Consider the following 25,050-nt stretch of genomic DNA (forward strand, 5'->3'; position numbering starts at 1 on the left):
TGGGGAAGTAATAAGTATTTCTGAAGCGAGCAGCTGTTATTAGAAATAAAGGGGCAATGATAGAGAGAAGAGAACTTAAGCATGAACAGTTTTCATTTTGTGGCTAACGGCTTTTAAAATAAATAATTTTTCTTTAGCGGTCAGCATTCTCCAGCTTCCTGCACGGATTACCATTTTGCAGCACTCCTTTTCCAAAAGTTTTCTATATAGAGTTTATACCGTCTTTGTAAAATATTGAAACCTTTAAACGTTCTACAAAAAACTCGTTTCAGCCTTCTGTTCATGGCTGATCTTACCGAATAAAGAGATAGAAGAGCGAATAACCAAAATTATTGCAGAAAAAAAGACAGTGATTTATTTTTCACTGTCATCCTTTTTCATATCTTCCGGTGCGGGGTTTTCCTCTGAAAACTCTGTGGCAAATGCAAAGCTTCGATTCAGCTCAAAGCCTTCTGCAGCATTCTCCTTAATATCTGAAGCGATGAACCGGTGTACGAGGACTTCGACAGCTGTAATGACAGATGCCGCTATGATGCTTCCCCATGCAATTTGCAAATACCCATTCAGCAGGACGCTTCCAAATATCCACACGCTCATATAAGTAATGGCAAATTCGGCGGCTAAAGCCTTTGCGTTGCCAAGTGCGGGAAGGATAATAAGATCACCCAGCAGATAAGTGAAGAATGTTGCGAAAAAACTGAAGGATAAGATATCCACGAATGTGGCATCAAAAAACAAATCAAGTCCGGCAGCAAAAGCAACTACCCCTGTTAAAAATTTTATACCAAGTGCAATGATATGCCTCACTAGAGACACCTCCTCCATAACAGTTTGATCAAATTGGCAGGAATCATACATAGGAGAGAGGCACTCTCTGATAAAGATTAATTAAAATAAATAAATAACCCTAAACCGGCAATCATGATTACAGCAAGTACTGCATAAATGAGAGACAGCCCAAGCAGATTTTTTTTAGTTGATGAAGAGTATTCCTTTTCGCCTTTACCGCCAATGACAATCGTACCGACAAGGGAAAGAACGCCTGTCAGGACTACTAACACAATTGAAATAGCCATGATCCACCGCCGAATTTTTATTGAATATTCTGAAAATATTAAAACATAATACTTTTCCTTAAACAGATTTCCTGTTATAGTATCTTTTACACTAGTTCATTTAAAGGGGAATAAGTCATGAAAGCAAAAATTAACCGCAATGCTGCAAAAGTTTTGAATAACATGCTGGCAGAAGAGGAAGCAAAAGCTCAGCATGTGAGGGTTTCGATCACCCATATGCATGGAGATCACGCCCATTATGAGATTGGCCTTGATGTACCAAATGAGCATGATGAACTGGTTGAAACAGACAAAGGAATTACCGTCCTGCTTGATAAGCGTGAGGAATTTCTCGATGGTGTTTGGATTCAGTATTATTACGTTCCTGAAGAAGGATTTGTGATAACCAACCCTTCAAAAGGCGGCCATCATCATTAATAGTATAGCATAAAACGCTTGGAAAAAGATGTAAATACATTTTAACTGTAATGAATTTAGTTACAGAATTTTGCCTAAAGAGGAGGCGGGTGAAAAGTGAACAGTGAATTTACGATTGCTGTCCATAGTCTTGTTTATCTGGCTTACCTGCCTGATCATATGGCAACAAGTGAATGCATTGCCCGAAATGTCTCTACAAATCCTGCAAGAATCAGAAAAGTTATGAGCTGTCTGAAAAAAAACGGATTTATTGCAACAAAAGAGGGTATAGGTGGAGGATACATCCTTAATCTTGATCCGATGGAAATGAATCTTGGAGAAATATACAGAGCATTATCCTGCGGCTCAATTAAACCGAGCTGGCTGACAGGCGATCCTGAAGGCACCTGTCCTGTTTCTTCTAAAATACAGCCTGTGATGGATCAAGTATTTGAGCAGGCTGAAGATGTATTAGAAACATTCCTGAACTCCATAACAATTGCATCTTTGCTTCATAGAGTGAAACATCATGCTGATGAATTGCATATAGATCGACTATTATAAATGAAACGAGAGGAGCAGTATACGATGAACGACAACCAAACCTTTATCAAAACTGGAGATTGGATTCGCGGTAAATTAAAAAGCGGGGAAATGATTTACGGATATATCGAAGGAATTGAAGCATCAAATGGTGTTGTAAAGGTCAAAGTTGTACACTGCGACAATCCGCATATTGCGGGCAGAACAATAGGGGTTTTAAGCAAATGGGTTGAAAAAACGGCGATGTCAAAAGCCATTTCAAAAGAACAGCTGCAGCAGATTATTGATTTGGCTCTTTTAACGAATGATAAGGAATGGTTTCTTGAGCTTACAAACCAGCTGAAAGCTGACAGCCCTGCAGTAATGGAAAAAGATAAAAAAGCAAAAGAATCAGATAAAAACAGCTACTTTTTTAAATAGCCATTAAAAAGTGAGGGACTGGATGGAACAGACTGTTACTTTAAATAACCGAGAGATCAAGACTTATGATTTTAAAGATGAATCGGCGGACAAGAAAAAAATCTCTTTTCGTTTTAAAGTCAGAAGCGGCCAGGAATATCATGATATCACTGTCCTGTTGTACGAAAACAATTTTAAAGTTGAGGTGCCTGAAAGCAATTTAAGCTTCCAAGGCACTATAACCAATTACTTTTCTACCGTAACGAATTTATACAAAGAAAATGAAACAGGGGAATTCACTCTTGAATTAACCGAAAAATAAGGAAGCCTCCATTTTTTAATGGAGGTTTTTCGTTTGCAACGGTGCAGATGTATTAATATTTTGTAAACTTAACGCAAATTTGTTCCTTTTTAACGCAAAATGAGCTATGTTTCTGAAGAAGAAATATAATTATTGGTGGGTTAATCATGGCAACCATTAAAGATATTGCGCTTAAAGCACAAGTTTCAATTGCAACGGTTTCCAGAATATTGAGCGGCAATAAAACGTATTCTTTTTCAAATGAAACAGTTTTAAAAGTTAAAGAAGCTGCTGCAGAGCTCGATTATTTCAGCCGCAAAAAGCTCAGGCCGCTGAAACAGGCTGGAGCAGCAAAAGAAGCCTTTTCTATCAGCATTGTATATTGGTTTAAGGAAGAACAGGAGCATGAATTTTTATATTACAGAGAAATCCGTTCAGGGATTGAAAAAAGATTCATCTCTAAAAACATTCCTTTCAGACATTATTATACAGTGGAAAAGTTTCAAAAAAACAAGAACAAAAATACGGATGGCATTATAGCGGTGGGAAAATTTTCAACACAGGAAATACAGGTTCTTCAAGAAAATTCAAGCAATATTATTTTTGTTGATTCTTCTCCGGACCCTCTTTTATTCGACAGTGTCACAGCAGATTTTTTTGCTGCAATGAAAGATTTGATCGAGTATTGCATTGAAAAAGGGCACAGGAAAATCGGCTATATTGGCAAGAAGGAATACGTCGGGGACGGTCAGGCGTACCCTGATATAAAAGAAGAAAGCTACCAGCTTATTATGAAGAGCAAAGAATTATATGACCCGTCCTTCCATCTTGTGATCGATGATCCGACTCCTTCAGCCGGCTTTGAAATTGCCAATCACTCGCTAAACAAGAAGATGCCTGATGCTTTTATTGTTTTTTCAGATACTGTTTCTTTAGGGGTTTTAAGCGCCTTTCAGGAAGCCAGCTTAAAGGTGCCTGATGACATTTCCATTATCAGCTTTGATGATTTGCCCATTGCCAGATATACATACCCTTCTCTCAGCACGGTCAAAATTTTCACAGAACAGATGGGAATGGCAGCAGCGGACATCCTTTGCGAACGAATCAGCCAAAACATAGAAATTCCGAGAAAGATTGTTATCCCTCATAAAGTCATCATCCGGAACAGCAGCCGCTAGGTCTGCTGTTTTTTTTTTGCGATAAAATGACGCAAATAATAAGGTTTTTGCATGATTATTTACGCAACATTTACAATGTTTTTATTTAACTTCTATCACTGGTTTACATAGTACCTGTACCATTTAGTTTGTTAGGCAATCAAACAACCAGGGGGTTAGAAAATGCTTAGAAGTGCAAAGTACTTATCTTTTTTCCTTGTTCTAATGATCATGTTAGCTGGCTGTTCTGCTGGCGGAGCGGATTCAGCTGCTGAAGGAGATGCTTCTGCAGCTAAAGAAGAGAAGAAGATTGTGGTTTATTCACCGCACGGCGAGGAAATGCTCAATGGCATGGCTGAGAAATTTGAAAAAGATACAGGCATTAAAGTGGAATTCTTAACAATGGGCGGCGGGGAATTAGTTGACCGCATAAGGGCTGAAAAGGAAAATCCGCAAGCGGATGTGATTTACGGAAACCCATCCTCCGTTTTTAATGAAATGAAGACTGATGGATTGTTAGAAAAATCTTCTCCTTCCTGGGCCGGCTCTATTGACCCGATGTTTAAAGATAAAGACGGCTATTGGTACGGTACCATTCAAACACCTGTCGTCATGTTTTACAATAACAAAGCACTTGACGCGAAAGATGCTCCGAAAGACTGGACGGACTTAGCCGATCCAAAATATAAAGATCAAATTATTGTCCGCAGCACAACGTCTGCTGCTTCCCGTGCTGCTTTTGCAAGCCTGATTGATCAATTTGATCAAAAAGGAACTTTAGAAAAAGAAGGCTGGGACTTTCTAAAAAAGATGGACAGCAATATTAAAAAACAAGTTTCTGATTCTTCCTTAATGTTCCAGTCCATTGCAAGAGGAGAAGGCTCTATCGGCTTCTGGACGCTTGACGGCATTATCGAAAATACTGAAAAAAATAATATGCCATTTACAATGATTGATGCAAAAAGCGGCAGCCCTGTGATTACAGACGGAATCGCCATGATTAAAGGAGCTAAGCACCCAAGCGCAGCAGAGAAATTTATTGAATATGCAGGAAGCAAGGAAACGCAGAATGAGCTTGCAAAAGACTTTAACCGTATGCCGACCAACAAAGAAGCATTGAAAACATCCCCTGATTGGATGAAAAACTTCAATTACAAGCCAATGGATGTAGACTGGGAGAACCTGGCCGTTCACTCTTCCGAATGGCTGCAAAAATATGAAGATAATATTCGTGACACTTCAAAAGTACAGCAATAAAAAATAGGGGGGCTGTCCCCCCTATTTTTTATCAGCAGGGAGGACCTTTCATGTCTGTCATTATGGATGGAATTTCAAAAAGTTTTGGGAATTTTAAGGCTGTCGAGAATCTTCAGCTGGAAGTAAAGGAAGGGTCTTTTTTTACCTTCCTTGGTCCATCAGGGTGCGGTAAAACAACAACTCTCCGGATGATTTCCGGATTTACGTATCCAGATAGCGGAACAATTTATATCGGAAATGAGAATGTCACATACACAGCCCCTGAAAAAAGAAATATTGGCATGGTCTTTCAAAACTATGCTCTTTTTCCGCATATGAATGTGTTTGAAAATGTGGCCTATGGATTGATCATGAAAAAATTTAAAAAACAGGATATCAAGATACGGGTTCAAAAGTATCTCGAAATGGTGGAGCTCAGCGGCTCTGAAAGCAAAAAAATTTCCGAGCTCTCAGGCGGACAGCAGCAGAGGATAGCACTTGCCCGCTCCCTCGCGATGGAGCCCCGCATTCTTTTACTGGATGAACCGCTGTCAAACCTTGATGCCAAGCTCAGGGAAACGATGAGGGCAGAGCTGAAGCGAATTCAGCAAGAATTAGGAATTACGACGATTTATGTGACCCATGATCAGACGGAAGCCTTAACAATGTCTGACCAAATAGCCGTTTTTAACAAAGGGATATGCCAGCAGGTCAGTACGCCGGAAATGCTCTACGATAAGCCGGCCAATAGCTTTGTTGCTTCATTTATAGGAGAAGCGAATCTTTTTCCTGCCAAAAAGACAAAAAAAGGCATCCTGCTCGGCAGCGGTGCTGAACTGATCACTTTGCCTGATGCAGAAGGGGAATTTGCATTAATCCGCCCTGCTTCAATAAAAATCAGCAAAATAAAAAAGCCGGAGATGAATTGCTTTGAAGGGGTTGTTTCAGAAAAGCAATTTTATGGAACACATACATCCTATACAGTAAACGCAAAGGGACTAAGCTTTAAAGTCAATTCTGTTCATCAGGCAGATGGCTATTACCATGAGGGTGATGAGGTCTTTTTAACTATTGATATAAAAGATATTACTCTTGTGCCGGAAGGGTATGGAGGGACATACAAATGAGCACTCTTGCCAAAAAGAGATGGATAACTGGTATAGCGCTGATTCCCCTCTTATGGATTCTGATCGGCTTTATTCTTTATCCGACATTGAATACTGTGTCTTTAAGCTTTTTTCATAACAGCAGATTCAGCCTGGAATATTATCAGCAGTTTTTTACATATTCCAAAAACATGGAGGCATTCCGGAATACCCTCATGGTGGGCTTTGCGACTGTTATCATTTGCGGTGTGATAGGAACTGCCCTTGCCATTTTTGTAAATGTGTTCAGCTTTCCGGGAAAAAAGCTCATGCATTTGCTTTTGCTTTCCCCGATTATGCTGCCGGGAGTTGTAACAACCATTGTTTTTATGCAGCTTTACAGTGAAAGCGGCCTTGTAACAAAAACTGTTCAGCTTCTTTTTCACATGAAAGAGCCTCCATTTGAGCTGAAAGGATTCTGGGGCATTATGTTTATTCATGCCTATACACAATATATCTTTTTTTATGTCAATGTTTCAGCAGGACTAAAGCGGATAGACCAATCACTGATTGAAGCTGCTAAGAACATGGGCGCCTCCAGCTGGAAAGTGTACCGCACCATTATCCTGCCATTAATGACGCCAGCCCTTGTCGCTTCATCAGTTTTAACATTTATGACAGCAGTAGGGTCGTTTGCGGCACCGATGCTTGTCGGAGGCTCCTTCAGGGTTATGAGCGTTCAGATTTTAATGACAAAGGTGAACAATTACCTGGAGCTTGCAGCTGTTCAGGGAATTATGCTTTCCCTTATTTCTGTCGGATTTCTTCTTGTGATGAGGTGGTTTGAAACGAGAAGGGACTACACCGTTTCAGTGAAAGGAAGGGTGACAGGGACCATCAGGATTGAAAGCACTCTGGCAAAATGGGTGTTTGTCCTGGTATCCTGTTTGCTTGTCTTCATTATTATCCTGCCAATTTTTACGCTGATTCTTCTGTCATTTGTTAAACAGGGAACTTGGATTGCCGAAATTTATCCTTCCGTATTCAGTTTTGATAATTATGTACAATTTTTCACAGAGCCAAGAGTGATGCAGCCGTTTATCAACAGCATCAATATGGCTGTTCTTTCGACTGCACTGGCTGTTGCTGTCGGCAGCATTTCTTCCTACATCATTATAAAAACAAAGCTGAAGCTGAAATGGCTGATTGAGGTGCTTGTTCTGCTGCCGTGGGCACTTCCCGCCAGTACTGTGGCCATTAATATGGTGGCTGGATTTAATGTGCCGAATATTTTTTCGTTTAATCAAGTTCTTGCCGGCAGTTATTGGATTTTACCGCTGACGTATTTCGTGGGAATGCTGACTCTGATTGTCCGCTCAACTAACGCGTCACTTTTGCAGCTGCATCCGTCCATTGAAGAAGCATCCAGAAGCCTTGGAGCCAGCTGGTTTTCAACTTTCAGAAAAATCGTCATTCCCATTGTCATGCCAGGTATTTTAGCCGGTGCATTGCTTGGTTTTATAGGAGCTCTAGGAGACTATACTTCTTCCGCTCTGATGTATACAGTCCACAACATCCCAATCTCAGTGGAAATGATCAGCAAAATGTATGATTTTAATATTGGACTCTCTATGTCATACGGTGTCATTCAAGTTGGCATTACCATTTTAGTGATTTTAGTCAGTCAAAAGCTCGGTAAAATCGGTGATTTTAAATTTTGAGAAGGCAGGTGCAGCATGAAGAAAGGCTATCATATTCCGCTTGGATACACTGAAAAAGAGATCGTGAAAATTGGGGAGGAGCTCCTTGGAAGCGGAATCTACCAGGCAATCGAAATCAAGTATCCATATGGAATGGCAGGGTTTAACCCTGAAAGCTACCTAAAAGGAATTAATGAACTGAAATCACAGTTTTCACCGGAAATTACGATGCATATTCCAACAAATTTGGACATCGGCCACACCAATCCATTTATCTGGAATGCCATATTGGATGAAATAAAAAAGAGCATCGATTTTGCAGAAGAGTATGATGCCTCAGTACTTGCGATTCATCCCGGAACCATCGGAACAATGGATATTCCTGCTCCTGACGGCAGCAAAATAAAAGATGCCCTGATTCAAGCAGGTCAGAAGAAAAAGGAACATGCCCGTTACTTGACTGTTCAGGCTCTGGAAATTATTGCTTCTTACATAGACGGCATGCCGGCGGTGCTTGCGCTTGAAAATGTCCTGCTTTCTCAGGAAATTGTCTATTCACCTGAGGAATTGGATTTCATTATTAATGAAGTAAACCGTCCTAATGTAAAAGCATTGTTCGATTGCGGCCATGCATTCAGATGCGGAATCCATCCTGCAGAATTTTTGAAGCAGCTGAAAGCAGGGATTGCTCATGTTCATGTGAATGACAATGATGGAACGTGCGATTTGCACCAGAGCATAGGTGAAGGAAAAATTGACTATGCCCCAATGTTTGAGGTTCTGAAAGAAAAGGGCTATAAAGGAATCATACTAATGGAAACGTCCTACAGAAATTCGCAAAGCCTTGCAGAGGATGCTGAAAAATTGGATCGTTATATTGGCAGCTGAACAAAAGAATAGAAAAACCCTGAGCAATGTCAGGCCTTTTCAGACATTTTATTTCTCCTTCAGCTTTATGCTGGCAATTTCTCAGGGGTTTTTCTTGCCTTTTCTGATCAGCAAGGACTTTTCAAATACAGAGATTGGCTGGATACTGGCTATTAATACAATCAGCGGAATTGCCGGCCAAATAGGGACAGGGCTTCTTTGTGACTGGCTGAGGAGACTAAAAGGGATATTTATTCTCTGGGTGATCTTGCTTGCTGGTATAACGCTTGTTCTCTATTATTCTGAGATGCTGCCTGTTTTCCTTGCAGCTGTTATACTTGCTTCTTTCTTCCAATCTGCCTTAATTGGCCTAATTGACAGCTGGATTATTGAAACAAGCACTGAAATGAAAAGCCGATTCGGAGAAATCAGGGCGTTTGGTTCGCTCGGTTTCGGCATTTCTATGATCATAACGGGATATATCGTCAGCATGACAGGCTACAGTGTTATCCCATATGCATTCGGACTTTTATCGCTGCTTCTCCTGTTTGTGATCCGTCCAATTTCCAACCCTGTTAAAGAAGAAAAAAATCCTGCTATAAAAATAAAAGACCTGTTCATTATCTTACAGAACAAGCGTTACTTCTATTTAAATATGCTTTATATTTTATTTTATATCCTGCTTGGAATGGTAGGACTTTATTCTGTGCTTTTGATAGAGAAAGCTGGAGGAAGCGAAAAACATATTGGGGTTTTTCAGGCAATAGCAGCATTCTCGGAAATCCCTATGTTTTTTTTAGCGCGCAAGCTGACTGTAAAATTTCATTATATGTTTCTATTTTTGGCTGCGATTCTCATGATGGCAGGACGGATTGCTGTTTTATCTGCTGCCAGTGACCTTTCTCTGCTCATTTTATCAGGTGCACTGCAGGGGATAACCATGCCGCTTTTTATGGTTGCTTCAAAGCAGCTCACAGAAGACGCTGCATTCCCCCAGTACAGGACAACCATGCAGATGGTTTCCATTGCGGCTTACCTTGGCATCGGAAGCAGTGTTACATCAGTATTAGCCGGCACCTTGTCAGACTGGATATCCATCCGTTCAGCACTGATGGTTTATTTAGCGATAAATGTCTTAACGCTTTTCCTTGGAACAGCTTACAGTTTAAAATACTATAAGCATCCTCAAAAGAGCGGAAAACAGAAAAGCTGATGAACGTTCGTCATCCTCAATGTAAAAAAACCTCCTCAATCCAGGAGGTTTTTCTTTTATTAGCCTGCATTGTATTTGCCAAGCAGCCTGTAAGAAGCAGTACGGCTTTCATAATCAGGAGTATGTGTGACAACCATTATTTCATCTGCTTCATATTGTTTTTGAATGTTTTCTAACTTTTGAAGCACTTGATCTGGAGTGCCAATAGCCATTTTCGCTTTTGATAAGTGGAGCATGTCTTTTTCTGAAGAAGATAAGGAAGTTTCTTTTTGATCTTGCTTGATTTGTCTGTATAGTGCAGCTTCCGCCAAACTTACAGCTTTTTCTTCCGTTTCAGCGCAAACAGCACTAACAGCTGCAATCACCTCTGGCTCTGGTTGAAAACCGTTGCTTACAAACTGTTTTTTGTAGCTCTGAACAATTTCCGGACCGTCTTTATCGCTCATAAAATGACCGAAAGCATAAGAAGTGCCCGTCTCAGCAGCAAGTATTGCGCTCTTGCTGCTTGTGCCCAAAACCCAGGGAACAGGGGGTTTTTGCGGCAAGGGAGATGCAGAAATTTTGGCATACAGGCTTTCTTCAGGAAAATCACTTTTTAAAAAGTGCAGCAGCTCTTTATACTTGTCCGGCATTTCCTTTACTTTTTGAAGAAAGTTGCCTGATAAGGCAATAGAGGCCTCAGCAGATCCGCCGGGTGCTCTTCCTATCCCTAAGTCAATTCTGTCTGGAAAAAGGACAGAAAGCATATTAAACGTTTCTGCGACTTTAAAAGGGCTGTAATGGGGGAGAAGAACGGCCCCGGAACCGATTCGGATGTGTTTTGTTTTCTCTCCGATCAAGCCCAGCAGAACTTCAGGAGCAGGGCAGGAGAGGTTTTGAAAACTATGATGTTCAGCGATCCAGTATCGTGTAAATCCTGCTTTATCTCCTTCAGCAGCCAGCTCAATAGATGCTCTAAGCGCTTCCGCGGGCGAACTTTTCTCCAGTACGGGGGCTTGATCCAGTATGCCAAGCTTCATTGTATTTCCTCCCATCTGTTGCTCATTTAATCATCCTACCTTACTGTCTGCAGGGAAGAAAAATAATTTGACTCGTCTGAGCCAGGGTAAAATTCTAGATGCTTTAGCAAAAAATGTTTAAACTAAAGAAAGCACCTTTTAACTTGCAGCAAACGGAGATGAATTTATGACTGTCAAAAATCAGTACATGGCTGAAAACCTCATGGTTCCCTTTCAAAAAAGAGCCGTGTTCACCTTCAGCAGCACACATTTTATCAATGATCTTGTTACGACAGGCATGGTTCCTGCACTGGTAGTACTGTACAAAGAGGCTATGCATCTTAGTTATACCCAGGCTTCCCTTATTGTCCTAATTTCTTATCTTACTTCATCTGTTTCACAGCCGCTCTTTGGAATGATGGCTGACAGAAGCCCCAGAGTATGGCTGTTTTCAGCAGGTGTGTTCCTTTCTGTTTTAGGCCTTGCTTTAACCGGAGCAGCGCCTTCCTATGGCTGGCTCCTTTTTTTCGTAGCACTTTCAGGCCTTGGATCAGGAGCTTTTCATCCTGAAGCTTCAAGGGGCACGCATTTGGCCGCAGGAAGCCAAAAAGGCCTTTCACAGGCTATTTTTCAGGTTGGGGGAAATGCCGGCCAGGCATTCGGTCCGCTGATGATCCCTCTTTTTCTTGTTCATACAGGCATTCAAGGGCTGCTTTGGCTGATTCCTCTAGCATTCTTGAGCATTATCCTGACAGGGCAAATCCTTAAATGGCTTGGCGGCAGGGTAAAAGAATCTTTTCAGAAGAAAAAAGAGCTGGAGGGTGAAAATAATTATACAGGTGTAGCCCTGCTGACCCTCATTATTGTTCTCAGATCCTGGTGTCAGGTGGGAGTTGTCGTCTTTTTGCCTTTTTATTTAAAAGATCTGACTGTCAGCCAGTCTGAAATGCTTAACTTTGTCTTTGTCGGAGCAGGGGCAGCAGGCACCTTTATAGGCGGAGTTTTTGCTGACCGAACAGGCATGAAGCGGCTTTTGTCTCTTTCTTTATTTCTTGCAGCACCGTTCGCTTTACTTTTCCCGCATTTATCAGGCATTTTATCTGTTCTTGATTTATTGCTTTTCGGCTTTTGCGTTTTATCATCGTTTTCCGTCACCGTTGTCCTTATGCAGGCAATGCTGCCGAAAAACATCGCGGCGGCGTCAGGGCTTGCCATCGGCTTTGGGGTGGGAGCCGGAGGGATCGGTTCTGTTTTGATGGGAGGACTGTCAGACATTTTTGGTGTAGCATCCGTTTTTGTAATGCTCTCTTTTTTGCCGCTTTTGGCAGGAATCCTTTCCTTATTTATGCCGAATGACCGGCTGCATGCAGCTAAATAATTAAAGACTGCTTTTTAAGAAGAAAAAAGGGGGAAATAACATTGGAAGCTTCAAGTAAACAAGGAATGCCGGAAAAACCTGTTTGGCGTGTTATGCTTTTATTCCTCGTTCCATTGCTTTTAAGCAATGTGCTTCAATCTGCCGGTCAGCTTGTTGGAGGCTTTGTTGTCGGCCGTTATTTAGGTGTGGAGGCATTCGCTTCCATTTCTGCTTTTTTTCCGTTATTTTTTCTTCTTGTTTCCTTTACAATCGGAATAGGTTCCGGCAGTTCCATCCTGATCGGCCAGGCATACGGAGCAAAAAACGAAGAGCGAATGAAAGCCATTATCGGCACCACCTTAACATTTACCTTTTTTATGGGCGTTGTGCTGGCTGTAATCGGGAGCTTTTTTGCCAACGATATTTTAAAGCTGATGGGAACACCGGTGAATGTGCTTGAAACCACAGTCCACTATGCGAGGATCTTATTTATTTCAATGCCTGTTATGTTTTTATACTTTGCGTATACCACATTTTTAAGGGGAACAGGCGACTCAAAAACTCCTTTTTACTCGTTAATCGTCAGCACCGTGCTGAATATTGCGCTGCTCCCGGTGCTGATCTTCGGACTGCTTGGAATGCCAAGGCTTGGAATTTATGGTGCAGCGTATGCCAATGTAATTTCAACAGTGGCAACTTTTCTTGTTCTTATGCTGTATTTAAGCAAAATCAGTCATCCGCTGAGATTTGATAAAACCGCTGCCAAAAAGCTAGGTGTAGATAAGGAGCTTTTGAAGCTGCTGTTAAAGCTTGGCATTCCCTCCAGCATTAACATGATTCTCATTTCTCTTTCTGAAATTGCCGTTATCAGCTTTGTTAACCGGTTTGGCTCAAATGCCACTGCTGCCTATGGCGCCGTTAACCAGGTCGCAAGCTATGTGCAGATGCCAGCCATCAGCCTTGGAATAGCTGTTTCCATCTTTGCGGCCCAATCAATTGGCGCCAATCAAATGGATAGACTGAAGCAGGTCATCAAAACAGGAATTGTGCTCAATTACACAATTGGCGGAGTATTAATTATCATTGTTTATCTTTTTTCAAGAAGCATACTTTCTCTTTTTTTGCGGACAGAAGCAACGCTTGATATTGCAGAAAGCCTTCTTATGATCACTTTGTGGAGTTATATTATTTTCGGAAATGCTCAAATTCTGGCTGCAACGATGAGGGCGAGCGGGACGGTATTGTGGCCGACCGTTTTCAGCATTCTGTCCATTTGGGCTGTTGAAGTACCTGTCGCTTATTGGCTTTCTTTTTATACGCCGCTAGGAATAAAGGGAATTTGGATCGGTTATCCTGCAGCCTTCATTGCGAGTCTGATCCTGCAATATGGTTATTACAAACTTGTATGGAAGAAAAAAAGCATACAGCGTCTCATCAGCTGAAAAACGGGCATTATGTCCGTTTTTTTATTTACGTTTCTACAGTCCAAAATAAATACCTATAGACAATTTTCAGAAAAAATGATAACTTTCACTTAAACGATTAAGTCATGTGGTGAAAAATGAAAAAACCTACACTGAAAGACATTGCTGCAAGAGCCTCTGTTTCTTCAGCGACCGTGAGCTATGTACTCAACAATGCAGCAAAACAATCGATCCCAGCAGAAACCAGGGAAAAAGTGCTGAAAATTGCAGAAGAGCTTGGCTATGTTCCAAATCTGGCAGCAAGATCGCTTGTAAGCCGAAAATCCGGACTGGCCGGGATCCTCATCAGCAGAGAGAGCACCCGCAGTGTTTGGCGGAGGCATAAGTTTCTTGAAGCTGCTAATGAACTGGAGCAGCTATTATCAGACAGCGGCTATCATACATTGCTGTTCAGTCTGCGTGATGACAGCTATCAGATCATTGCTGAAAGAAAGCTTGATGCCGTTTTCCTTTTTGATGCCGCTGAAGAAGAATTTTATGCAATCGCCAATCAATTTGACGTCCCGCTTGTTTTGATCGACAGCATGCTGGATGATCCCTTGTTTCACAAAATACTTCCCTCTTATGAGGAAGCAATTCGACAGGCAGAGGGATTTTTGAATCAAGAGGATCGCTTCTTAGTGATGGAGCAATTTAGAAACAAAGCTCTTAAGGAAGAAATCATCCGGCTAAGCGGTTTGAAAGAAACCGATATTTGCATTATTGAAGAAGAAGAACAGCTGTATTCATTTTTATTAAAAAAAAGGCACCGAAAAGGAATTATCATTAATGAATATCTGGGGGCTATGGCGATCAATCATTTTCCTCCTGAACAGCTGGCTGTTATTTGCACAGCAGGAAATGAAAATCTCCTTCACCCTGAAGCAGCAGCTGTAACGTTTGCCGAGTCCATTGCTTCTGCAGCCTGCAAGAGAATGTTAGAGCTGCTGAATAGCGAATGGCCGGCGGAATCTAAAAAATATGTATGGATAAAGCCAACTTGAAACCAAGATGGACAAAATAAATAGAACAAGAGGTGCAAAACATGCAAAAAGAAGCCATTTACCATAGTTCAAGCAGCAAATACTTATATGCTTATGACAATGAAACCATTCACATCAGGCTCCGCACTAAAAAGGGAGATGCGGATGAAATCAAGCTTCGATGGGGGGATCCTTTTGAATGGGAAGAGGACGAAAAAGGAAACTGGACCTGGGAGCTCTACGAAACGGTCAAAATGGAAAAGCAGGGCTCAAGCAGCCTTTTTGACTTTTGGGTTGCAGCACTTAAGCCGCCATATAAAAGAGTCAAATATGCCTTTGAGATACATAGCGGAAGCGAGTCTATTGTTTATGCTGAAAAAGGTTTTTTCCAAAGTGATGAAAAGAATGACAGTGGGGGCTTTTTTACATTTCCATATTTAAATGAAGAAGATGTGTTTTCTCCTCCAGAATGGGTGAAGGAAACGGTCTGGTATCAAATTTTTCCTGAGCGCTTTGCAAACGGCAATCCATCGCTGGATCCTGAAGGCACATTGCCGTGGGGAAGCAAGGATCCGGAAAGAGATTCTTTCTTTGGCGGAGACCTGGAAGGCATTATTCAGCATATTGATTATTTGAAGGATTTAGGCATCACAGGAGTTTACATGACTCCTGTCTTCAAGGCGCCGACAAACCATAAATACGATACGATTGATTATATGGAAATTGATCCGCATTTCGGTGACAAAGAAACCTTCCGAAAGCTTGTTGAAACTTGTCATAGCAACGGAATCAAAGTTATGATCGATGCGGTATTCAACCATGCCGGCTATCACTTTCCTCCTTTCCAGGACGTGCTTGAAAAAGGCGAGGCGTCAAAATACAAGGATTGGTTTCATATGAAGGAATTTCCGCTGAAAACGGAGCCAAAGCCTAACTATGCGACATTTGCTTTTGAAAAAACAATGCCCAAACTGAATACATCTAACCCAGAACTGAAGGCGTATTTGATTGAAACCGGGAAATACTGGGTCAAAGAGTTTGATGTAGACGGCTGGCGACTTGATGTAGCAAATGAAGTGCCGCATACCTTCTGGAGAGAATTCCGAAAAGAAGTTAAAGCGATCAAACCCGATGTTTATATCCTCGGAGAAATTTGGCATGAAGCTTCAGAGTGGCTGCTTGGCGACCAATTTGATGCCGTCATGAACTACCCTTATACAGATGCAGCTCTTCGTTATTTTGGAAAAGAAGAAATCACTGCAGAAGAATTTATCGATAAAACCGTTAGTGCGGTCTATATGTATCCTGATAATGTAACAGAGGTATCGTTCAATCTCCTCGGCAGCCATGATACACCAAGAATTTTAACCGAGTGCGGCGGAAATAAAGACAAAGTCAAACAGCTTATGGCCTTTCTTCTGTCAGCACCGGGTACTCCCTGCATCTATTACGGAGATGAAATCGGCTTAAGCGGCGATATGGATCCGGGCTGCAGAAAGTGCATGGTCTGGGATGAAAAACAAAGAGATCTGGATATGCTCGCTTTCACAAAAAAACTGATTTCCCTGCGGAAAGCAATGCCTGTATTCGGCAATCACGGCCATTTGACATTCCTCGATCAGTATATCGGACAAGATATTATTGCGTATACGAAGGAATATGGTGAGGAAAAGCTTCTATTCTTGTTCAGCAATGCGAAAGGCGCTGAACTTCACCTTGATGAGAGTCTTCAAGGCGGGACCTTCAAAGAATTGATCAGCGGCAGAGATATTTCTGGATCAGAAGGGATCGTTCTGAAACCGAATGAAGTGCTGATTCTAAAACGGTAATATGCTGGAAAAGGATGCCTGACCGGCATCCTTTTTTTCAAAATTTTATAGAACAGCAGGAGGAAAAAGATGAATTCACTCATTAAGCTTACCCCTGATAAAGAGGAAGCCTATTTAGATTTTTATCACGATTGGCAAATAAGCGGAGAACAAAAGGTTCCCTGGATTATCGGCATTTCCCCTGAACCATTTCAGGCATTTATTGATTTTTGCCGCCGGCAGGAAGCAGAAGAACATATCGAAAATGGCTTTGTGCCAAGCAGCACCTATTTTTTAGAAAATGAAAATGGCATCATTACAGCTGCCGTCAACATCAGGCACAGACTAAATGAGTATCTTATGCAAAGGGGAGGGCATATCGGATATGGCGTCCGGCCTTCCGAAAGGAAGAAGGGCTATGCGAAGATGATCCTTTCACTCGCTTTAGAAAAAACAAACGAAATGGGCATCCGGGAAGTGCTTGTCACCTGTGATGCTGAGAATTTCGCATCAGAGAAAACGATCCTCTCGAATGGAGGGATTTTTGAATCCAGCTTTACTGAAGACAATGGGAATGTGATTAAGCGGTTTTGGATCAAATAATTATTCAATTTAAGCCTTACAGCACATCCGGACAATGCGGAAAGCACTTAGAAAAGCCTTCTCGCCTTAAACAGTGTACAATGAGGAAAAGCTGACCAAATGTGAAGGTGAAAACATGAACCAGGTAAAAATCATTTCCGGACTTTCCATTGCGGCCCTGCTGATATGGGCAGGAGGCTTTGGATTGACCATCAGTCACGAATTTCTGCAGCCTCAGCAGTCACCGCCGGCAAAAAGTCCTGCAAAGGCAAAAGAGGACAAAAAAGAAGAGAGCGGCTACAATATTGTCGGGCTTGGCGACTCGCTGACAAGGGGTCTTGGGGATTCCAGCGGAAAAGGGTATACCGGCTATTTACTTGATCATTTAAAAGAAAAAACGAAAGAAAAGGTTACGCTCACAAATTTAGCAGTGAGCGGGATGACGTCTCCACAGCTGAAGCAGCAGCTGAAACTGGAGGAAGTGAAGCGGCAAGTTCAAAACGCTGACGCCATTGTGATGACTATTGGAGGCAATGACCTTTTCAATGGCGGAGAAGTGATGAATGATTTATCAGAAAAATCTATAAAAGCAACCAGAACAGCTTTTATGCAAAGACTTTCTGCCATTTTCGGAGAGCTGACAAAGCTTAATCCGAAAGCGAAAATTTTCTATGTGAGCCTGTACAATCCATTCAGTGATTTGGAAAGCAGCAAACAAACCTCTTCCATAGTAAGAGAATGGAATTTTTACAGTGCTGATGAAGCGGCTAAATATAAAAATATTATCTCTGTTCCAACCTATGATTTATTTGAACAAAACGTAAATGATTATCTTTACAGTGATAAGTTTCATCCGAATAAAGAGGGCTATCAGCTGATCGGCGAGCGGCTGTCTTCTCTCATCACTTTCAGCAGAGGAGGGAGCAGCACATGAGCCAGGACGTTACACTAGCGGTAGAAAATTTAAAGAAAAGCATCAAACGGAAAGAAATAATCAAAAATATCAGCTTTAAACTGCATAAAGGGGAGGTTTTTGGTTTTCTGGGCCCGAACGGCGCTGGGAAAACCACAACCATCCGAATGCTTGTCGGACTGATTAAGCCATCATCAGGCAGGATAACGATTTGCGGAAAAGATCTTCAAAAGAATTTTTCAGCTGCCATTCGCCATATTGGCTGTATTGTAGAAAATCCGGAGCTGTACACCTATTTAAGCGGAAGAGAAAACCTGGAGTATTTTTTAAGAATGCTGAAAGGGGTTCCTGAGAGCCGCATTGATGAAACAGTCAAACTTGTCAGGCTTGAAAACCGGATAAATGACAAGGTGAGTACCTATTCTCTCGGCATGAAGCAAAGGCTCGGCATCGCTCAGGCGCTTTTAAGCAACCCCGAGGTTCTCATATTAGACGAGCCGACAAACGGCCTTGATCCTATGGGGATCAGAGAAATGAGAGAATTCATCCGGTTTCTTGCTGAAAAGGAAGGACTGACTGTCCTTGTGTCTTCCCATCTGCTTAGTGAAATACAGCTGATGTGCGACAGAGTGGCGATTATGTCAAAAGGAAAAATTCTTAAAGTAGATTCCGTTTCAAGCCTTTTAACTGAAAAAGAACGTGTGGTCTGGCACGCTGAACCGGTGGACAGGGCAAGAAAGGTGCTGTCAGAAAGAGCGGAAATTCTACCGGATGCAGCAGGAAGGCTTGTCACTGCCAATGACGGAGACATTTCGAAATGGAACAAAGCGCTTGTAGAAGAGGGGATTGAGGTAAAGGGAATTGATGTAAAGCTGCCTTCTTTGGAAGATCTTTTTATCGAACTGACAGAAGGTGAGTCTATTGATTAACCTGATTTATAATGAAATGATCAAAATTGTCCGAAAGAAACGGCTTTTTATCATTATCGGAATTCTGGCGCTTCTTGTTGGTATCTTTACATATGCACAGGTAAAACGGCATGAAGAGCAAGTCAAGCAAGCCGGAACAAGCGATTGGAGAACACAGGTCCAGCAGGAAATCATCAACACGCAGAATCGGCTCAGTTCAGGGACAATCTCACCGGAAATTAAAAAATTTCTTAAAACAAGAATGGATCAGCAGCAGTACTACCTTGATCATGATATTAACCCAAATGCACCTGGCGCTCCTTCCTTTATGAAGAACTTTGCTGAAAATTCCATTGACCTGCTGCTTCCTCTCATGGTTATGGTGATCGCAAGCGACATGGTTTCAAGCGAGCTGACGAATGGTACAATCAAACTCCTTTTAACACGGCCTGTAAAACGGTGGAAAATACTCTTAAGCAAATACCTGGCTTTGCTTCTGTCCATCTCATTTATCGTTTTGTCCGTCGGTGTTTTGTCTTATGTTATTTCAGGGATAGCACTCGGGTATTCAGGCTGGAACCTTCCGATTTTGACAGGCTTCAGGGTGAAGGGCTCTGAATTAGTCACAAACGGCGTTACAACCATGAATCAATGGCAGTTTGTCTATATGGAATTCGGCTTAATCTGGTTTGTTGCCGTTGTCATCGGCACGCTGACTTTTTGCTTATCCTCACTGATCAAAAGCACAGCATCTGTGATGGGAATCGTGCTTTCTCTCCTTATTGCCGGAGCCATACTGACAAACATGGTATCCTCCTGGCACTCCGCAAAATACTTGTTTATGGTGAACCTGAGGCTGACGGACTACTTAACGGGAATGGCTCCGCCAATAGAAGGGATGACGCTCGGCTTTTCTATGGCTGTGCTTTCTATATGGGCAGCCGCCGCGTTAGCTGTTTCCTTTTTCTTTTTCACGCGGAAGGATATTTATTAAATAAAAAGGCTCTGTGAAAGTTGGCTGCTGATTTCCGTTTCAGGCGGGCGGTGTGCCTCCTCTGCGCTTCGCGCATGAGGGGTCTCACCTGTCCCGCAGCTCCCGCCTGCCACTTCAATCAACAAGTGTTTAAAATTAACATTTTTCTTTAACATAGCCAATAAAAAAACGAAATGGCGAGAGAGCCATTTCGTTTTTTATTTTCACAATATAAGCATGCCAGCCAAACCACAAAGGATACCGAGCACTACAACAGATCCAGCTGTGAAGACAAGTACTTTTGCAGGAAATGATCTGCTGACCATAAGCAAGGAAGGGAGGCTGATTGACGGCAATGTAAGAAGAAGTGCCGCAGCAGGTCCTCCGCCGAGTCCGGCTGCCATCATGGATTGTATAATCGGTATTTCAGCTGCCGTTGGTATAACAAAGAGCATGCCGGCAATGGCGAATCCAACAATCGTCAAAATGCTGTTGGCTGCCGCATCGCTTACGTGCGGGAATAGCCAAATTCTGGCTGCCCCGAGCAAAAGCACGGAAAGGACGTATGCAGGAACAATATAAAGCAGCATCGTGCCAATGCTTTTTATCCATCTAGTTAAAAAGGGGGCTTTTTCCTTTTCTTCTGTTTCGCTGATCAGTTGATCCATATCCACCGGTTCCGGGTCTTTGACAAACCGATTAGCTAGATAGCTGACGCCAAAAGTAAGAATAACGCCAAATATCAATCTTAGCAGCGTGAATTTCCAAGAAAGAACAAAGGTCATAAAGACGAGAACTGCCGGGTTGATTGCAGGATTTCCAATCCAAAAGGCGAGCGCTGCCCCTGCAGAAACTTTTTTCTTTCTTAAACCAACCGCCATAGGAGCTGCACAGCATGAACACATCATGCCTGGTATAGAAGCAAGACCTGCTGCAGCGGTGCTGCCGAAGGAAGTTTTGCCAAGCACTCTCAGCAGCCAGTTGGCCGGAAGAAGCACTTGAATCAGCGAGCCGAGCAAAATGCCTAAAACGGCTGCCTTCCAAACTGCGTTGAAGTATGTGGCAGCATATGAGAGAGCGGTGTCCCATGAAGGGGTTCCCTGCATGTCGCCAAGAATGGAATCGCCGACAGAATGCGTAGAAGCAGCGGCCAAGCTTTTCAGAACATAAGGATACCATTTAACATAGAGCAGTCCAGCTGCTGCAATGAGAAGAAAAAGAACAACATACCAGATTGTTTTTTTATCCCCCATCCGATGTGTGGACGTTTGAAGATCCATCATAACCCTCCAAATAAAATAGAATAATGGCTTATTGCAAAAGCCAAATAAGTGCAATGCTTGAACAACCTTAAGCATTATACCATATTTAGTTAGTTTTATTGCTGTTCATGCTTCTGAATGTGAGCGATTTGCAACAAACTTGAAGAAAATAGCTTTATAATATAAATGGGTTAAACTACTTGAAAAAAGAAAGGCTGGTCATTATGACGCAATCAGCATCCATAAAACTTACCTCATTCTCAACTAAAGGAGGGTGCGGCTGTAAAATCGGGCCTTCTGATTTAGCAGAGGTTATCCGCTCTTTGCCGCCAGCGGTTCAGAATCCGGATCTGCTTGTTGGCTTGGATACAAGCGATGATGCAGGTGTTTACCGTTTAACAGATGATCTGGCTCTTGTGCAGACAGTAGACTTTTTCACTCCGATTGTTGACGATCCTTATTCATTCGGACAGGTTGCTGCAGCAAATGCTATCAGTGATATCTATGCAATGGGCGGAAAACCGCTTACAGCTTTAAATATTGTGGCTTTTCCTATAGCCGATCTGGACAAAAGCATTCTTGCTGATATTCTAAGAGGCGCAGGGGACAAGCTTAAAGAAGCCGGTGCGACACTTGTCGGCGGACATTCGATTGAAGATAAAGAACCAAAATTCGGTTTAGCTGTAACAGGACTTGTTCATCCTGATAAAGTCAGAAGCAACGCCGGTGCAAAAGCGGGAGACAAGCTGATTTTAACAAAGCCGATCGGCGTCGGCATTATGTCTTCCTCCTTGAAGAGAGGGCTGCTATCTGAAGAGGAAATCAAACGGGTTACAGAGGTCATGGCTTTCCTGAATAAAACAGCTGCGGAAAAAATGTCCGCATACTCTGTCAGTGCCTGCACAGATGTGACGGGTTTCGGTCTGCTCGGTCATGCTTCAGAAATGGCAAAAGGGAGCGAAAAGGGCATCATGATCGACAGCAAAAGGGTGCCTGTGCTGGAAAGAGTCAGAGAGTTGGCAGAACAGGGTGTCATTCCGGGCGGAACTAAAAACAATCATAAGCATTTAAGCGGTTCTGTTACTTTCCCTGAAGGAATGGATGATATTGATCAATACATCCTTTGCGATGCTGTAACTTCAGGCGGTCTTCTTATTTCTCTGCCTGCAGTGGAGGCTGAGTCGCTGCTGGCTGATTTGAAAGCAGCGGGGCTGGAAGCAGAAATGATCGGCGATGTGACAGATGAACATCCTGGTCACATTACGGTTTTGTAAGATTTAGAAAGGCGGGTTAACAGTGTTTCAGGATTTATCAGTAGAAGATATGCTGAAGCTGACAGATCAGAATAAACTTTCTCTCATTGATGTCAGATCACCTTCAGAATTTAAAGCGGCAACGATACCAGGGAGCATGAATATCCCTTTATTCAACGATGAAGAAAGGGCAGAAGTCGGAACTCTCTATAAACAAACCGGTGTCCAGGCAGCAAAAGACAAAGGACTGGAAATTTTTTCAGCCAAGCTCCCTTCTTATATAAAAGATTTTTCTTCAATAAATGGGGAAAAAGCTGTTTTTTGCTGGAGAGGCGGTATGCGAAGCAGGACAGCTGCTACAGTGCTCGACTTAATGGGGATTAAGGTTTACCGGTTAAATGGCGGCATCCGCGCCTATCGAAAGTGGATTGTCGATATGATTGAAACCATGCCGGTCAAGCCTGATGCCTTTGTTTTGAACGGAAATACGGGAACAGGCAAAACACTTATCTTAAAGCAGCTGGAATCTGAAGGATATCCAATCATGGATCTGGAGGGAATGGCTAATCACAGAGGATCCATTTTCGGTCAAATTGGCCTTGAGCCGCATAATCAAAAAATGTTTGATGCGCTTTTTATACAAAAAGCAAGAGCAATCAATCATTCGCCGTTTATGCTTTTTGAAGCTGAAAGCAAAAGGATCGGAAAAGTTGTGCTGCCTTTAAGCATCATCCAGAAAAAGGAGCAGGGGATACAGCTGTTTATTGAGCTTCCAATGGAAGAAAGAGTCCGCCATATTCTGGATGACTATGATCCATCTATGCACCACAAGGAATGCCTGCATGCATTTCAAATGATCAAAAACCGCATTCATACGCCAATTGCAGCAGATATTGAGGCAAAGCTTTCTGCAGGAAATTATGGAGATGCAGCAGAGCTGCTGCTGCGCTACTATTATGATCCCAGATATGAACACAGCTACATGCAATATCCGGAAGATCAAAAAATATCAATTGCAGCAGACAATGCAGAAAAAGCAGCAGAGGAAATAAAGCACTTGCTTTATAAAAAATACAAGCTGTCAGCATTTCAGCAAATGGGGATCCAGGCATAAAGAAAAGAAAGGCAGCAATCTGCCTTTCTTTTTTTTAGATATTATCCTATTGCCACACAGCTTTATTATTAAAAAAGCTTTACGAGTGCGTTCACCGTACCATAGGCCATAGCCCCGACTAGAACAACTATAATAACAGCCATCGCTATAATAATGACATTCTTAGCCTTCTCCGATCTTGGTATCGGATTTTCAATGCCGCATTCCGGGCAGCGGCTTGAATGATAAGGGATCAGGGCGCCGCAGTTTTTGCAGGATATTTGTCCTTCTTCCATGTTAGTCCTCGATCCTTTCAAATAGAATTTTCAGCTATTGTTTTATGGTACCCCACATTGTCCAATTTTTACAACTTCAAAAGTGACAATATCGTGTTGACCTTTCCGCAGCGTCAAGGTGTAAAGTGAAATTGTCAGGAGGAAGACGATGGAATATACCGTACAAAAGCTCGCTGAACTATCAGGCACAACAGCAAGAACACTCAGGTATTATGATGAAATTGGAATCCTGAAGCCGGCCAGGATCAGCTCATCAGGATATAGGATTTACGGTAAAAAGGAAGTTGACAGACTTCAGCAAATCTTATTTTATAAAGAGCTCGGTGTCAGCCTTGAACAAATACAGGAGATCCTGTCCAATCCTACATTTGAAGCAGCAAGTGCCCTGAAAGAGCATTACGAACAGCTCCTGTCTAAAAGAAAGCAGCTGGATCTTCTGATTCGAAACGTAGAAAAGACGATCGCTGTGCAGGAAGGAAGAGGAAAGATGTCAGATCATGAGAAGTTTGAAGGCTTTAAGCAGGAAATGATTAAGGAAAATGAGGAGAAATTCGGAAAAGAAATTCGGGAGAAATACGGTGAAGAAAATATCATGCGCTCAAATGAAAAAGTGAAGAACATGACAAAGGAAGAATATGAGACGCTGACCAGACTTGAAACAGACTATCGTGCGCTGCTGAAGAAGGCTGTAGAAACAGGAGATCCGGCAGGCAAAGAAGCACAGGAAGCGTGCGAGCTTCATAAACAATGGCTGAGCTTCTACTGGCCGTCCTATACGAAAGAAGCACACGCAGGGCTTGGGGATCTCTATGTTTCTGATGACAGATTCAAAGCCAATTACGATCGTAATGTACCTGGTACTGCTGAATTTTTCAGAGAAGCGATCAAGGTTTATACGGGGAAATAGTCGCTGAGGAAGTGCAGCAAAAATGACTTTTGAATGCGGAAAATGGTTTGGACAGTAAAGCATCTATTTTGGACAGTAAACACTGAAAAATGGACAGTTAGATGATGATTTTCGCCAGTAAAATCGCTGTTTCCGCCAGTGAAGTGATCATTTTGGACAGTAACTGAAAAGCCGGCTATTCAGTTACTGGTGATGGCCAGGAGGCAGGGAGTAAAAAAGAGTTTTGCTAGTATAAAAAGAAATTTTGCCGTGATTATTCTTCACTCAAAGTAAAAAACAGT

General features: G+C 42.3%; 26 protein-coding genes. 21 read left to right on the plus strand and 5 right to left on the minus strand.

What is annotated here, in order from left to right:
- Positions 1 to 354: 354 nt before the first annotated feature.
- A complete protein-coding gene (locus LRR81_RS05000) occupies positions 355 to 807 on the minus strand; it encodes a YndM family protein (protein ID WP_231788176.1) in 453 nt (150 codons plus the stop codon).
- A gap of 77 nt (positions 808 to 884) precedes the next feature.
- Positions 885 to 1,076 (minus strand): hypothetical protein, encoded by a 192-nt coding sequence (locus LRR81_RS05005; RefSeq protein WP_231788177.1) that lies wholly within the window; start codon positions 1,074 to 1,076, stop codon positions 885 to 887.
- A 117-nt stretch (positions 1,077 to 1,193) separates the two neighbouring features.
- On the opposite strand from LRR81_RS05005, the gene LRR81_RS05010 reads away from it, so the two are divergent.
- The 10 genes from LRR81_RS05010 (at position 1,194) to LRR81_RS05055 (ending at position 9,973) form a co-directional block, all read left to right on the plus strand.
- A complete protein-coding gene (locus tag LRR81_RS05010) occupies positions 1,194 to 1,493 on the plus strand; it encodes an iron-sulfur cluster assembly accessory protein (protein ID WP_231788178.1) in 300 nt (99 codons plus the stop codon).
- A gap of 96 nt (positions 1,494 to 1,589) precedes the next feature.
- Positions 1,590 to 2,036, plus strand: a complete 447-nt coding sequence (locus tag LRR81_RS05015) for an Rrf2 family transcriptional regulator (protein WP_231788179.1) — start codon at positions 1,590 to 1,592, stop codon at positions 2,034 to 2,036.
- 24 nt (positions 2,037 to 2,060) lie between these two features.
- The gene (locus tag LRR81_RS05020; protein ID WP_231788180.1) at positions 2,061 to 2,435 is read left to right on the plus strand and encodes an IDEAL domain-containing protein; all 375 of its coding nucleotides are present in this window, start codon (positions 2,061 to 2,063) and stop codon (positions 2,433 to 2,435) included.
- 22 nt (positions 2,436 to 2,457) lie between these two features.
- Complete coding sequence (locus tag LRR81_RS05025) at positions 2,458 to 2,736, plus strand: DUF3219 family protein (RefSeq protein ID WP_231788181.1); 279 nt, start codon at positions 2,458 to 2,460, stop codon at positions 2,734 to 2,736.
- Between the two features lie 146 nt (positions 2,737 to 2,882).
- Positions 2,883 to 3,893: a LacI family DNA-binding transcriptional regulator gene (locus LRR81_RS05030; protein ID WP_231788182.1), complete on the plus strand. Its 1,011-nt coding sequence runs from the start codon at positions 2,883 to 2,885 to the stop codon at positions 3,891 to 3,893.
- 162 nt (positions 3,894 to 4,055) lie between these two features.
- Positions 4,056 to 5,129: an extracellular solute-binding protein gene (locus LRR81_RS05035; protein WP_231788183.1), complete on the plus strand. Its 1,074-nt coding sequence runs from the start codon at positions 4,056 to 4,058 to the stop codon at positions 5,127 to 5,129.
- A gap of 50 nt (positions 5,130 to 5,179) precedes the next feature.
- Positions 5,180 to 6,235 carry an ABC transporter ATP-binding protein gene (locus LRR81_RS05040; RefSeq protein WP_231788184.1) on the plus strand — a complete coding sequence of 352 codons (1,056 nt, stop codon included), beginning with the start codon at positions 5,180 to 5,182 and terminating at the stop codon, positions 6,233 to 6,235.
- Complete coding sequence (locus LRR81_RS05045; protein ID WP_231788185.1) at positions 6,232 to 7,914, plus strand: ABC transporter permease; 1,683 nt, start codon at positions 6,232 to 6,234, stop codon at positions 7,912 to 7,914. The genes LRR81_RS05040 and LRR81_RS05045 overlap by 4 nt, the downstream gene beginning before the upstream one ends.
- Positions 7,915 to 7,929: 15 nt before the next feature.
- A complete protein-coding gene (locus LRR81_RS05050; protein WP_231788186.1) occupies positions 7,930 to 8,781 on the plus strand; it encodes a sugar phosphate isomerase/epimerase family protein in 852 nt (283 codons plus the stop codon).
- A complete protein-coding gene (locus LRR81_RS05055) occupies positions 8,747 to 9,973 on the plus strand; it encodes an MFS transporter (RefSeq protein ID WP_269448488.1) in 1,227 nt (408 codons plus the stop codon). The genes LRR81_RS05050 and LRR81_RS05055 overlap by 35 nt, the downstream gene beginning before the upstream one ends.
- Positions 9,974 to 10,032: 59 nt before the next feature.
- Here LRR81_RS05055 and LRR81_RS05060 read toward each other — a convergent pair whose 3' ends face one another.
- Entirely contained in the window at positions 10,033 to 10,992 is a 960-nt protein-coding gene (locus LRR81_RS05060; RefSeq protein WP_231788188.1) for an LLM class flavin-dependent oxidoreductase, read from the minus strand.
- A gap of 166 nt (positions 10,993 to 11,158) precedes the next feature.
- Here LRR81_RS05060 and LRR81_RS05065 point away from each other — a divergent pair, with 166 nt between their 5' ends.
- From LRR81_RS05065 to LRR81_RS05100, 8 genes are all read left to right on the plus strand, one after another.
- Positions 11,159 to 12,349: an MFS transporter gene (locus tag LRR81_RS05065; protein ID WP_231788189.1), complete on the plus strand. Its 1,191-nt coding sequence runs from the start codon at positions 11,159 to 11,161 to the stop codon at positions 12,347 to 12,349.
- Between the two features lie 65 nt (positions 12,350 to 12,414).
- A complete protein-coding gene (locus LRR81_RS05070; RefSeq protein WP_231788626.1) occupies positions 12,415 to 13,770 on the plus strand; it encodes an MATE family efflux transporter in 1,356 nt (451 codons plus the stop codon).
- 119 nt (positions 13,771 to 13,889) lie between these two features.
- Complete coding sequence (locus LRR81_RS05075) at positions 13,890 to 14,795, plus strand: LacI family DNA-binding transcriptional regulator (protein WP_231788190.1); 906 nt, start codon at positions 13,890 to 13,892, stop codon at positions 14,793 to 14,795.
- Positions 14,796 to 14,836: 41 nt separating this feature from the next.
- Positions 14,837 to 16,603 carry a glycoside hydrolase family 13 protein gene (locus LRR81_RS05080; RefSeq protein ID WP_231788191.1) on the plus strand — a complete coding sequence of 589 codons (1,767 nt, stop codon included), beginning with the start codon at positions 14,837 to 14,839 and terminating at the stop codon, positions 16,601 to 16,603.
- A 69-nt stretch (positions 16,604 to 16,672) separates the two neighbouring features.
- The gene (locus LRR81_RS05085; protein WP_231788192.1) at positions 16,673 to 17,185 is read left to right on the plus strand and encodes a GNAT family N-acetyltransferase; all 513 of its coding nucleotides are present in this window, start codon (positions 16,673 to 16,675) and stop codon (positions 17,183 to 17,185) included.
- 115 nt (positions 17,186 to 17,300) lie between these two features.
- A complete protein-coding gene (locus LRR81_RS05090) occupies positions 17,301 to 18,098 on the plus strand; it encodes an SGNH/GDSL hydrolase family protein (RefSeq protein WP_231788193.1) in 798 nt (265 codons plus the stop codon).
- The gene (locus LRR81_RS05095) at positions 18,095 to 19,006 is read left to right on the plus strand and encodes an ABC transporter ATP-binding protein (RefSeq protein WP_231788194.1); all 912 of its coding nucleotides are present in this window, start codon (positions 18,095 to 18,097) and stop codon (positions 19,004 to 19,006) included. The genes LRR81_RS05090 and LRR81_RS05095 overlap by 4 nt, the downstream gene beginning before the upstream one ends.
- A complete protein-coding gene (locus LRR81_RS05100) occupies positions 18,999 to 19,979 on the plus strand; it encodes an ABC transporter permease subunit (protein WP_231788195.1) in 981 nt (326 codons plus the stop codon). The genes LRR81_RS05095 and LRR81_RS05100 overlap by 8 nt, the downstream gene beginning before the upstream one ends.
- Before the next feature lie 203 nt (positions 19,980 to 20,182).
- Here LRR81_RS05100 and LRR81_RS05105 read toward each other — a convergent pair whose 3' ends face one another.
- Complete coding sequence (locus LRR81_RS05105) at positions 20,183 to 21,238, minus strand: permease (RefSeq protein WP_231788196.1); 1,056 nt, start codon at positions 21,236 to 21,238, stop codon at positions 20,183 to 20,185.
- 206 nt (positions 21,239 to 21,444) lie between these two features.
- On the opposite strand from LRR81_RS05105, the gene selD reads away from it, so the two are divergent.
- Both selD and mnmH read left to right on the plus strand, forming a co-directional pair.
- On the plus strand, positions 21,445 to 22,494 hold the full coding sequence (gene selD, locus LRR81_RS05110) for a selenide, water dikinase SelD (RefSeq protein ID WP_231788627.1): 1,050 nt from the start codon (positions 21,445 to 21,447) through the stop codon (positions 22,492 to 22,494).
- A gap of 22 nt (positions 22,495 to 22,516) precedes the next feature.
- Positions 22,517 to 23,587: a tRNA 2-selenouridine(34) synthase MnmH gene (gene mnmH, locus LRR81_RS05115; RefSeq protein WP_231788197.1), complete on the plus strand. Its 1,071-nt coding sequence runs from the start codon at positions 22,517 to 22,519 to the stop codon at positions 23,585 to 23,587.
- Positions 23,588 to 23,655: 68 nt separating this feature from the next.
- Here mnmH and LRR81_RS05120 read toward each other — a convergent pair whose 3' ends face one another.
- Positions 23,656 to 23,862 carry a hypothetical protein gene (locus LRR81_RS05120; protein ID WP_231788198.1) on the minus strand — a complete coding sequence of 69 codons (207 nt, stop codon included), beginning with the start codon at positions 23,860 to 23,862 and terminating at the stop codon, positions 23,656 to 23,658.
- A gap of 148 nt (positions 23,863 to 24,010) precedes the next feature.
- Between LRR81_RS05120 and LRR81_RS05125 the strand changes: the two genes are divergently transcribed.
- Positions 24,011 to 24,769, plus strand: coding sequence for a MerR family transcriptional regulator (locus LRR81_RS05125; protein ID WP_231788199.1), 759 nt, complete (start codon positions 24,011 to 24,013; stop codon positions 24,767 to 24,769).
- The last annotated feature ends 281 nt before the right edge of the window (positions 24,770 to 25,050 follow it).

The sequence above is a fragment of the Metabacillus kandeliae genome, from assembly GCF_021166585.1.
Lineage (GTDB): Bacteria > Bacillota > Bacilli > Bacillales > Bacillaceae > Metabacillus_B > Metabacillus_B kandeliae.

Coding starts and splice junctions, on each gene's coding strand:
- LRR81_RS05005 (WP_231788177.1), bottom strand. CDS start 1,076: ATGGCTATTTCAATTGTGTTAGTAGTCCTGACAGGCGTTCTTTCCCTT.
- LRR81_RS05020 (WP_231788180.1), top strand. CDS start 2,061: ATGAACGACAACCAAACCTTTATCAAAACTGGAGATTGGATTCGCGGT.
- LRR81_RS05075 (WP_231788190.1), top strand. CDS start 13,890: ATGAAAAAACCTACACTGAAAGACATTGCTGCAAGAGCCTCTGTTTCT.
- LRR81_RS05040 (WP_231788184.1), top strand. CDS start 5,180: ATGTCTGTCATTATGGATGGAATTTCAAAAAGTTTTGGGAATTTTAAG.
- LRR81_RS05055 (WP_269448488.1), top strand. CDS start 8,747: ATGCTGAAAAATTGGATCGTTATATTGGCAGCTGAACAAAAGAATAGA.
- LRR81_RS05090 (WP_231788193.1), top strand. CDS start 17,301: ATGAACCAGGTAAAAATCATTTCCGGACTTTCCATTGCGGCCCTGCTG.
- LRR81_RS05045 (WP_231788185.1), top strand. CDS start 6,232: ATGAGCACTCTTGCCAAAAAGAGATGGATAACTGGTATAGCGCTGATT.
- LRR81_RS05050 (WP_231788186.1), top strand. CDS start 7,930: ATGAAGAAAGGCTATCATATTCCGCTTGGATACACTGAAAAAGAGATC.
- LRR81_RS05095 (WP_231788194.1), top strand. CDS start 18,095: ATGAGCCAGGACGTTACACTAGCGGTAGAAAATTTAAAGAAAAGCATC.
- LRR81_RS05030 (WP_231788182.1), top strand. CDS start 2,883: ATGGCAACCATTAAAGATATTGCGCTTAAAGCACAAGTTTCAATTGCA.
- LRR81_RS05120 (WP_231788198.1), bottom strand. CDS start 23,862: ATGGAAGAAGGACAAATATCCTGCAAAAACTGCGGCGCCCTGATCCCT.
- LRR81_RS05025 (WP_231788181.1), top strand. CDS start 2,458: ATGGAACAGACTGTTACTTTAAATAACCGAGAGATCAAGACTTATGAT.
- LRR81_RS05035 (WP_231788183.1), top strand. CDS start 4,056: ATGCTTAGAAGTGCAAAGTACTTATCTTTTTTCCTTGTTCTAATGATC.
- LRR81_RS05010 (WP_231788178.1), top strand. CDS start 1,194: ATGAAAGCAAAAATTAACCGCAATGCTGCAAAAGTTTTGAATAACATG.
- LRR81_RS05080 (WP_231788191.1), top strand. CDS start 14,837: ATGCAAAAAGAAGCCATTTACCATAGTTCAAGCAGCAAATACTTATAT.
- LRR81_RS05085 (WP_231788192.1), top strand. CDS start 16,673: ATGAATTCACTCATTAAGCTTACCCCTGATAAAGAGGAAGCCTATTTA.
- selD (WP_231788627.1), top strand. CDS start 21,445: ATGACGCAATCAGCATCCATAAAACTTACCTCATTCTCAACTAAAGGA.
- LRR81_RS05060 (WP_231788188.1), bottom strand. CDS start 10,992: ATGAAGCTTGGCATACTGGATCAAGCCCCCGTACTGGAGAAAAGTTCG.
- LRR81_RS05070 (WP_231788626.1), top strand. CDS start 12,415: ATGCCGGAAAAACCTGTTTGGCGTGTTATGCTTTTATTCCTCGTTCCA.
- LRR81_RS05065 (WP_231788189.1), top strand. CDS start 11,159: ATGACTGTCAAAAATCAGTACATGGCTGAAAACCTCATGGTTCCCTTT.
- LRR81_RS05125 (WP_231788199.1), top strand. CDS start 24,011: ATGGAATATACCGTACAAAAGCTCGCTGAACTATCAGGCACAACAGCA.
- LRR81_RS05105 (WP_231788196.1), bottom strand. CDS start 21,238: ATGGATCTTCAAACGTCCACACATCGGATGGGGGATAAAAAAACAATC.